The organism is Streptomyces glaucescens, from assembly GCF_002154375.1.
GTDB lineage: Bacteria > Actinomycetota > Actinomycetes > Streptomycetales > Streptomycetaceae > Streptomyces > Streptomyces glaucescens.
In genome coordinates this window covers 1-1,399 of sequence record NZ_MUND01000397.1, presented here as the reverse complement: position 1 = coordinate 1,399, position 1,399 = coordinate 1, and the positions used below count along the sequence as shown (strand labels likewise).

General features: G+C 73.3%; 2 protein-coding genes. Both read right to left on the bottom strand.

Annotation, left to right across the window (positions count from 1 at the left end; genetic code table 11):
- Nucleotides 1-14: 14 nt before the first annotated feature.
- Nucleotides 15-491 (bottom strand): large conductance mechanosensitive channel protein MscL, encoded by a 477-nt coding sequence (mscL, locus tag CCN42_RS24775; RefSeq protein WP_086738938.1) that lies wholly within the window; start codon nucleotides 489-491, stop codon nucleotides 15-17.
- Between the two features lie 141 nt (nucleotides 492-632).
- Entirely contained in the window at nucleotides 633-1,199 is a 567-nt protein-coding gene (locus tag CCN42_RS24770) for an RcpC/CpaB family pilus assembly protein (protein WP_086738936.1), read from the bottom strand.
- Nucleotides 1,200-1,399: the final 200 nt, after the last annotated feature.

Sequence of the window (1,399 nt, the reverse complement as noted above, 5' to 3'; positions counted from 1 at the left end):
TTTGCGGACACGGCCTAGGACTCGGTGCGGCTCGGTCCCCGCTGCGCGACCAGCGCGTCGCGGATCTCCTTGAGCACCTCCAGCTCCGTCACCTCGACGACCTCCTTGGTGCCCTCCCTCGCCTCCCTGCGGGCCTGCTGGCGCGCCAGGTACTTCGCCATCGGCAGGACCATCAGGAAGTAGACGACCGCCGCGGTGATCAGGAAGCTGAGCGTCGCGCCGAGGACCGAGCCCCACATGATCGGCACACCGCTGCGCACGGTGCCGTCCGCCGAGACCTCGCACGGGGCCTTGAGGCACGAGCTGTAGCTGTCGAGATTCTTGGTGCCGATCGCTCCGACCAGCGGATTGATGATCCCCTTCACCACCGAGTTGACGACGTTGGTGAAGGCGGCGCCGATGACCACCGCCACCGCCAGGTCGACGACGTTCCCGCGCATCAGGAAGGCTTTGAAGCCCTGCAGGACACTCGGATCCTTCTTCTCGCTCACCTGGGGGACTCTCCTCGCACGCGCACGGTGTGGAACGAAACGCTCCGCAACTTACGTCAGGGTGCGGCCGCCCTGTCCACTTCCCTCCCTCCGACGGGCGACTCGACAGCGCGTCGGGCAACAGGCGCCCACCACTCCGGTTCAGCACAGCGTCACCGCCAGCCGAGCCGTCGCACTCGCGCCGACCAGGCGCGCGGCGGTGGCCCGGGGCACCGACAGCACGACCAGCGCGCCCCCGTCCACCGTGTGGCCCGAGGTGCCGTCCAGCGGTTCGGGCACCTCGGTCACCCGCGCCCCACGTGCGACCACATGAGCCTCGCCGCCGGTCGCCGCCTCCTCCGCGGCGATCACGTCGACCCGGTCGCCGGGCCGCAGCAGCCGTACCGTGGCCGCGTCCGCGATCCTCACCGGCGCGGTCACCCGCGCCGCGGCGGGCCGTCCGGGCGGCCGGTCCGCCACGGGGTGCCCGCGGGCCCGGTCGCCGGGCGGCGGCTCCGCGGGAGCGCCCGAGCCGGCCGCGAGGAGCGCGGCGGCCGTGACGGCGAGCCCGGCGGCCATCGCCCGCTGCCGGTGCCGTACGAGCCGCCGCAGCCGATGACGCCCGCCGCGCACCCGGATCGGAGCGAACTGGGGCACCTCGCACGTGGCGGGGACGTCGGTGCCGGGCGGGCGGGGAGACAGGGGAGCGGGCGAGGGAGCGAGGGACACGGGGCCACCACCTTCGGCGAGCGATCGGTTTCGACCCCACGATGAGGCCTCTCGCCGCCGCCCACCGCGACCGGTGGACTACCACCGCGTTGTGGACAACTCCCTTGCCCGAACGAGCGCTTCCGCAGCTCCGCCCAGCGCTTCCGCAGCTCCGCCCAGCGCTTCCGCAGCTCCGCCCAGCGCTTCCGCAGCTCCGCCCA